Source organism: Candidatus Methylobacter oryzae (assembly GCF_003994235.2).
GTDB classification, from domain to species: domain Bacteria; phylum Pseudomonadota; class Gammaproteobacteria; order Methylococcales; family Methylomonadaceae; genus Methylobacter_A; species Methylobacter_A oryzae.
In genome coordinates, this window is record NZ_RYFG02000010.1 from 1 (window position 1) to 251 (window position 251).

Genomic DNA, 251 nt, shown 5'->3' on the forward strand with positions numbered 1-251 from the left:
TAACGAGATTCTGATACGCGACGGCAAGGGCGGAAAAGATAGGGTAACGATGTTGCCGTCTTCGGTGGTGACCGGGTTACAGGCGCATTTGCTACAGCGGCGGCTATTATTTGACGATGACAATCGCGTCGGCAAGGCCAATGTGTTCCTACCGGACGCGCTGGCGCAAAAATACCCGAATGCGGCAACGGAATGGGGCTGGCAGTATATTTTTCCTTCCGGCAGTTATTCGCTTGATCCGCGTAGCGGCG

Annotated in this window: 1 pseudogene; it reads left to right on the forward strand. The window is 55.0% G+C overall.

The features are described from left to right. Positions 1-251, forward strand: a pseudogene (locus EKO24_RS22505) (integron integrase); the annotation flags it as partial.